We start from the raw sequence: 6874 nt of genomic DNA, 5'->3' as shown, positions 1-6874 counted from the left end.
ATTGTAGCCATGGCTGATGCACTTTTTCTCTAAAGGCGAGATATTTTACATCATCGGTGCACAATGTATCGCCATGCAACACTACGGCTTGCTTACCATATATGTCTATGGTGGAGACTTCATCGAGTAAAGTAATCCCCGTTTGTTTCGCAAACTTTTTCCCGACTAAAAAGTCTCGGTTCCCTTGCGTGAAATAACATGGGATCCCCGATGACGTTAAAGATTTGAAAACACTTCGTACGGAGTTAGCAAAATCAGAGTTATCGTCATCCCCAACCCAAAATTCAAATAAGTCACCAAGAACGTACACAGCGTCGGCGTCTATTGCTTCATTTCGCATGAAGTCTAAAAAGCATTGAGTAATGTCTTGACGAGCAGGAGTTAGATGAAGGTCAGAGATAAAGTAAGTTTTCATTAATAAGTCAGTCGGTTAGGTAAAAAAAAGGGAAGCTAATTAGCTCCCCATATCTTTGTATCTTCGATTAAGCTTCGATCGTAGTACCAGTGATGATTACTTCTTCAAGAGGTACGTCTTGGTGCATACCCATAGAGCCAGTGCTAACACCTTTGATCTTGTTTACGATGTCCATACCTTCAACAACTTCTGCGAATACGCAGTAACCCCAACCGTCTAGGCTTTCGCTACGGAAGTTTAGGAAAGAGTTGTCGTTCACGTTGATGAAGAACTGAGAGCTTGCTGAATGCGGTTCCATAGTACGAGCCATTGCTAGAGTACCTACTTTGTTAGCTAGGCCGTTGTTAGYTTCGTTCTTGATAGTTGCGCGAGTTGTTTTCTCTTTAAGGCCAGAAGTCATGCCGCCGCCTTGAATCATGAAACCATCGATAACACGGTGGAATAGTGTGTTGTCGTAAAAACCGTCACGGCAATACTGTAGGAAGTTTGCGCTAGTTTCTGGTGCTTTTTCTTCGTTTAGTTGAACTTTGATATCACCAAAATTTGTGTGAAGGATGATCATGATTGTTACCTTACTGTCTTTTTTAATATGAAGTGTGAATTCTAGCGCATGTTGAGTGACTTTCAAATCATCAAATTACTCAGTTAGGCAGTTAGATTCAGGGAATTACTTCCGTTAGGTATTACCTAATATCTAAGGAGTTGATATACTGCCCCCTTATTTGGTTCATACATAATATAGATAGAGATCATGTTGAAGATATATAACACACTCACAAGACAGAAAGAGGAATTCAAACCAATTACAGCTGGCAAAGTCGGCATGTATGTCTGTGGGGTAACCATTTACGATCTCTGTCACATTGGTCATGGACGAACTTTCGTTTCTTTCGACGTTGTATCTCGTTACCTGCGCTACTTAGGCTATGACCTAACATTCGTTCGTAACATTACTGATATCGATGACAAAATCATTAAGCGTGCTAATGAAAATGGTGAATCTTGCGACTCACTAACAGAGCGTTTAATTACTGAAATGCATAACGACTTTGATTCGCTGAATATGAAGCGTCCAGATGTTGAACCTCGTGCGACAGAGTTTATTCCTGAGATCATCGCTTTAGTTGAGAAGCTAATTGAACGCGGTTTTGCATACGTAGCAAGCAATGGCGACGTTATGTTTGAAGTGAGAAAGTTCGACGAATACGGCAAGCTTTCGAAGCAAGACCTTGACCAACTGCAAGCTGGTGCGCGTGTTGATGTTGAATCAGCAAAACGTAGCCCGTTAGATTTTGTGCTTTGGAAAATGTCTAAGCCAGGTGAGCCTACATGGGAATCACCTTGGGGCGCTGGTCGTCCTGGTTGGCATATTGAATGTTCAGCAATGAACTCTTCAATTTTGGGTAATCACTTTGATATTCACGGCGGCGGCTCTGATTTACAGTTCCCTCATCATGAAAACGAGATTGCGCAATCTTGCTGTGCACACGGCACTCAGTATGTGAATACTTGGATGCACAGTGGCATGGTTATGGTTGATAAAGAAAAAATGTCTAAGTCATTAGGTAACTTCTTTACCATCCGTGATGTACTAGAGCATTACGATTCTGAAACGGTTCGTTACTTCTTAATGTCAGGTCATTACCGTAGCCAACTGAACTACAGTGAAGAAAACTTGAATCAAGCACGTGCTTCTCTAGAGCGTTTATACACATCGCTACGTGGTCTTGATTTAAATGCTACGCCTGCTGGTGGTGAAGAATACGTGACTCGTTTCTCTACAGCGATGAACGATGATTTCAATACCCCTGAAGCTTACTCAGTGCTTTTCGAAATGGCGCGTGAGATCAACCGTATCAAAGGCGAAAGCGTTGAGAAAGCAAGTGCACTAGGTGCGTTGCTACGTGAGTTAGCTGACGTTATCGGCATTCTGCATCAAGATCCTGAAGCGTTCCTAAAAGGTGATGCTGGTAACGACGATGAAGTTGCTGAGATTGAAGCGCTTATTAAACTTCGTAACGATTCTCGTGCTTCAAAAGATTGGGCAAATGCTGACGTAGCACGCGACAAGTTGAACGAGCTTGGTATTGTTCTTGAAGATGCCCCTGAGGGCACGACTTGGCGTCGTAAGTAAGTCTTATAAATATAAAAAGGGCTGATTCTCAGCCCTTTTTTCTAGCAAAAACTCTCTAATTCCACCTTTGCTTTTATCTTCAACTTTTAATTAACAGGAATATCTCTGTGGCTCAGATGTATTTTTATTACTCAGCGATGAACGCGGGTAAGTCTACAACACTTCTACAATCTTCTTTCAACTATCAAGAACGTGGCATGACGCCTGTGATTTTTACCGCAGCGTTAGATGATCGCTATGGCCTTGGTAAAGTGAGTTCTCGTATTGGCCTTCAGTCAGAAGCTCAATTGTTTAAAAACGAGACTAATATGTTTGAAGCCATTGCGGAATTGAATGAAGTAGAGAAGCGCCATTGCGTTCTTATTGATGAGTGCCAGTTTTTATCGAAAGAGCAGGTTTATCAATTAACTGAAGTTGTTGATAAGCTGCATATTCCAGTTCTTTGCTATGGTCTACGAACTGATTTCCTAGGCGAGCTATTTGAAGGTAGTAAATACTTATTGTCTTGGGCTGATAAACTGGTTGAGCTTAAAACCATTTGTCATTGTGGTCGTAAAGCTAATATGGTTATTAGAACAGATGAATATGGCGTTGCGATTGCTGAAGGCGATCAAGTCGCAATAGGCGRCAACGACAAATACGTGTCAGTGTGTCGCTTGCACTACAAAGAAGCGCTAGGTAAATAAATACCGAAAACTAAAAACGGTGACTGAAAAGTCACCGTTTTTTTATTTTTCGTTCAATAAATTAAGGCCTTGAAAAGGTTTACCGCGCATTGATGCGCTATATCCCAAACCCAGCTGCTTTCACTGCTCGATAAGCCTCATCGACGACTGGCGGTATTTCCATCTCAATTTGAAACCCATGTTCAGGGTAGCTCTTAATGCGTTCATAGTCTGCCACGAGTGCGGTTAATACCATGTCTAACGGTAAGTCTTCATTATAGTAATCAACCCAGTGCTGCCAAGGAGAGCTTACACGTATATCTTCGTAGTTCGTTGGCCACTGTTTAGAGAACGTGGCAAAGGTACGTTTTTCCATAAAGGGCTTTTGTACCAAGGTTAGGCGCTTAGGGTGCCGTTTAAGGTCTGCCAATAGTTGATGAGTGAAACGTACATTTTCACCTGTATTTGTAGCATGCTTCTCGGTGATGATGTCTGAGTCTGGCACACCGCAATCACGCGCTATTGCAGCGAAAACCTCTGCTTCTGAGCGTTCAAATTTCCCAGCTGTAAAGCGACCTAGCCCTCCTGAAAATACAATATAGGGCGAGATACCTTGGTGATAGAGAGAAGCTGCGTATTCGGCAACGCGAGTATCATTGCTACACAAGACGAAAATACAGTCTGACTTTACGACTTCATGTTTCATACACATGAAATCCCATAGAGTATCGATAGAGCGATGTAATCTAGTCATCTAAAGCGTCCAACGTTGAGTTGAATTTGAAAGTGAAGCCAAGTTCGATGATCTTTTTCGACGAAACCAATTTATCAGGAGTATCAACAATAGTAGGCAGTGGCTCTTTACTGCTGGCACTCTTTAGAGCTGCAGCATAGAACTCAGCCTTACTTACCGTGTTAGGAGTCGTGACGTTAACTATTTCGTTGTGAATATTCGTGATCGCAAAATCGACCGCACTGATCGCATCATCTAAATGCAGCATGTTAGCCGGTGCCTGCGAGCTGACTTGTTTGAGTTTACTTGCAAAGCGGGAAGGGTGGCGATTAGGACCAATTAATCCGCTGAAACGAAGTATCGTGTAATCAATATTTGAGCTTATAAGGTGCTGCTCGGCACTAAGCATGGTTTCAGCACTTTCTGAAAATAACGACTTTTGATTTTTTACTTGTGCTAATGACGCGTCGTCTTCATAGAGAACTCCAGATTTCGCTGGATACACAGTGGTTGAACTCACCATGATGACTTTTTTAATATTGGCTTTTTGGCAGGCTGTAACGAGTTGAAGCCAGTATTCCGAATATTCGCGCCCAGCCCCCTTTCTAAAACCTGGGGGAAAGCTACCAATCACTACTTCTATATTGTTATCCAGCAACAGTGAATAAAGTGGCGTCACACTATCAACTTGTTCGCTAAAGCTAAACACCTTACATGGTAGTTGACTTGTACTCGCCAGGTCAGCACCTTGCTGTGTAGTTTTTGTCATCACTACGTTATGAGCGTTACTCGCTAAATGACGAGCTAACGGGGCGCCAACCCAACCTGCACCGACAAGAAGAATAGATGCCATATTTCCCTCACAATTCTCAATGACAACAGGGTTGTCGTTTTCATCCATTTTCAAGCAAATAAACCGTGAAGTTATTTGCTCTCGCAACCTTAAGCCTAACAAACCTTTGACCAAAAATGAAAAAACTCCACAGCCGAAGCAAGTGGAGTTTTTAATCAAATTTAGTGACTACTTCAGTATGCGTAGTAGTTTGTCTGCGCGCTCTGCGGTTTGAATACCTTCGTCTGTTAGGTAGCCACCGTCTGGAAGAGTGCATAAGCCTTTTTCATATAGGCGAGCCACTGCTTCTTGCATTTGTGAAGTGGCTTCTTGATGAACTTTGATCCCTGTAGCTGAACTGCTGATATCAAATTGAAGAAGAAGGTTTAAATCTGCAATGTGCTCTTCGTTATATTTCATACTTAGCCTTTATTTCATGAGTTTCAATAACTTCACCTTAGTGCTCAAAGATACTTCTCGCAATAACCAATAAATAGTTTTGTTATGTGGAACTGAAATGTGGAATTAATAACCGTAATTTTATTAATTGATGAACATATTGATTGGAAACTGTTCGTTTGGTTTTTTGAGCTATGTCAATTTTTGAGGTGCTGTAATATAGTCTTGAATAATATTTTACGGTTTCTTATCTCGCATGTGGATATAACGTCTAAAGGATGATGTATGAAAAACAAAAAGTTGGCGTTAGTCGTAGCCACTTTATTCAGTGTTGCAGGATGCCAGAGCACTTCTTCTGTTCCCAATGAAAGTGCAGAAACCAATGCTGGTGTTGTTACATCAAAGCAGAATCGCTCATTTGAGTCTGTAGAGAGTGTTTTTCTACAATGGTCAGCGAACCTTATTGATATGGAACAGTTAAATATCTACGCGCCAGAAAATTACGGTGAACTTGCGGATGCTTGGAATGATGCTCAAGAAATCTATACGGCACTTGTAGAAAAACCTGAGCTTATCAATAAAGACTATTCCATCTTTTCTAGCCAAACTTACGCTGAAGCGTTTGATGAACATATTGTAGTTGTTCAGCAAAATTATGACGCGATTGGTTCACTAAAGGAAAAGGCAGATACGATCTTAGCGGTAGCAATTGAACAGGTAGAATATTTAGATTATTTGGAAGCTAAGACATTATTCCCATCTAGTTATAAGCGCCTGTACTCGGACTACAGTGAGCTTTTTAGCTATGTACTGCTAGACGAACTAGAGAATGCACAAGAAGAACAAGTGAACTTCTTAAATGAAGCAAAGAAGCTTGAAGTTAAAGTGATGAGACATAAGTTTGTTAAACCACTTAACACTCAACTAGAGTTGCTAATAGATGAAGACTTTGATGAGGTCGTTCCACTCACTATTGCCAAAGCAACCACGCAAATTGAACTCACAGAAAATGAAATAACATCGAACCCTCGAGCTATTGAAGTTATTGAAGCATCTGTGGCAAAAGCGGAGTTCGAGTTAGATCATGTAAGAAGTGTTGCTCAAGAAGTGAAATTGATCGCTAGTGTAGATGATGAAGCATTCGAACAAGTTGTATTAGATATGGAAAACCGATTGCTGGCGATATCAACAGTGATTGATGGTGGTGACTATCGTGATACGGCATTGAACCAGCAATCAGAAAGTATTGTCGCGAGTATTGATACTTTAAAAATGGCAGATAAAACTAAAGACTTATTGGCTCAAATAGACAAGCTGACAGCGAAAGTTGTAAAGCTTGAAAGCGAGAATAAAGATTTTGTAAATCAGCTGGATGAGGCAAGCAAGCAAAGTGAGATGCTTGTTAAGCAAGTTGATYGAAGTGATGCTCATATTTCAAGCTTGGAAGCTCTAGTATCAAGTTTGAAAAACCTGGACAATAAAGTTGTTACGGAAACTGAAGTTGTACCGGTGGAGAATAGTTTGGAACCAAAACCTGAACATACGACTGAGCAAATAATTCCAGAAGTACCGCAGAAAGATGCTGTATAGCTCAAACTATTGAGTATAAAAAAGCGCCTTAGGGCGCTTTTTTAATATCTGTTGATCTAAATCAAATTGCTTCACTCGCTTAATTCTTCTTTCTACTATTAACGGT

General features: G+C 41.0%; 8 protein-coding genes. 3 read left to right on the top strand and 5 right to left on the bottom strand.

Translation table 11 applies throughout. The features are described 5' to 3' along the window. The coding region (gene lpxH, locus L4C33_RS18065) for a UDP-2,3-diacylglucosamine diphosphatase (RefSeq protein WP_428813800.1) at window positions 1–415 on the bottom strand (415 nt) is incomplete at its 3' end. Between the two features lie 67 nt (window positions 416–482). Beyond that, window positions 483–977, bottom strand: coding sequence for a peptidylprolyl isomerase (locus L4C33_RS18060; protein ID WP_428813799.1), 495 nt, complete (start codon window positions 975–977; stop codon window positions 483–485). Between the two features lie 189 nt (window positions 978–1166). Here L4C33_RS18060 and cysS point away from each other — a divergent pair, with 189 nt between their 5' ends. Both cysS and L4C33_RS18050 read left to right on the top strand, forming a co-directional pair. Beyond that, the gene (gene cysS / locus L4C33_RS18055; protein ID WP_428813798.1) at window positions 1167–2549 is read left to right on the top strand and encodes a cysteine--tRNA ligase; all 1383 of its coding nucleotides are present in this window, start codon (window positions 1167–1169) and stop codon (window positions 2547–2549) included. A gap of 107 nt (window positions 2550–2656) precedes the next feature. After that, window positions 2657–3235, top strand: coding sequence for a thymidine kinase (locus L4C33_RS18050; RefSeq protein ID WP_428813797.1), 579 nt, complete (start codon window positions 2657–2659; stop codon window positions 3233–3235). A 97-nt stretch (window positions 3236–3332) separates the two neighbouring features. On the opposite strand, the gene L4C33_RS18045 is transcribed toward L4C33_RS18050, so the two are convergent. From L4C33_RS18045 to L4C33_RS18035, 3 genes are all read right to left on the bottom strand, one after another. Beyond that, window positions 3333–3968 carry a YdcF family protein gene (locus L4C33_RS18045; protein ID WP_428813796.1) on the bottom strand — a complete coding sequence of 212 codons (636 nt, stop codon included), beginning with the start codon at window positions 3966–3968 and terminating at the stop codon, window positions 3333–3335. Then, a complete protein-coding gene (locus L4C33_RS18040; RefSeq protein WP_428813795.1) occupies window positions 3961–4800 on the bottom strand; it encodes an NAD(P)H-binding protein in 840 nt (279 codons plus the stop codon). The genes L4C33_RS18045 and L4C33_RS18040 overlap by 8 nt, the downstream gene beginning before the upstream one ends. Window positions 4801–4968: 168 nt before the next feature. Continuing rightward, window positions 4969–5199, bottom strand: coding sequence for a TIGR02647 family protein (locus tag L4C33_RS18035; protein WP_428813794.1), 231 nt, complete (start codon window positions 5197–5199; stop codon window positions 4969–4971). Between the two features lie 264 nt (window positions 5200–5463). On the opposite strand from L4C33_RS18035, the gene L4C33_RS18030 reads away from it, so the two are divergent. Continuing rightward, a complete protein-coding gene (locus tag L4C33_RS18030; RefSeq protein ID WP_428813793.1) occupies window positions 5464–6768 on the top strand; it encodes an ATPase in 1305 nt (434 codons plus the stop codon). Window positions 6769–6874: the final 106 nt, after the last annotated feature.

This window comes from Vibrio makurazakiensis, from assembly GCF_050337375.1.
Classification (GTDB): Bacteria; Pseudomonadota; Gammaproteobacteria; order Enterobacterales; family Vibrionaceae; genus Vibrio; species Vibrio makurazakiensis.
Note: the sequence above shows the minus strand (reverse complement) of the source record. Positions and strands in the feature narration are given on the sequence as shown.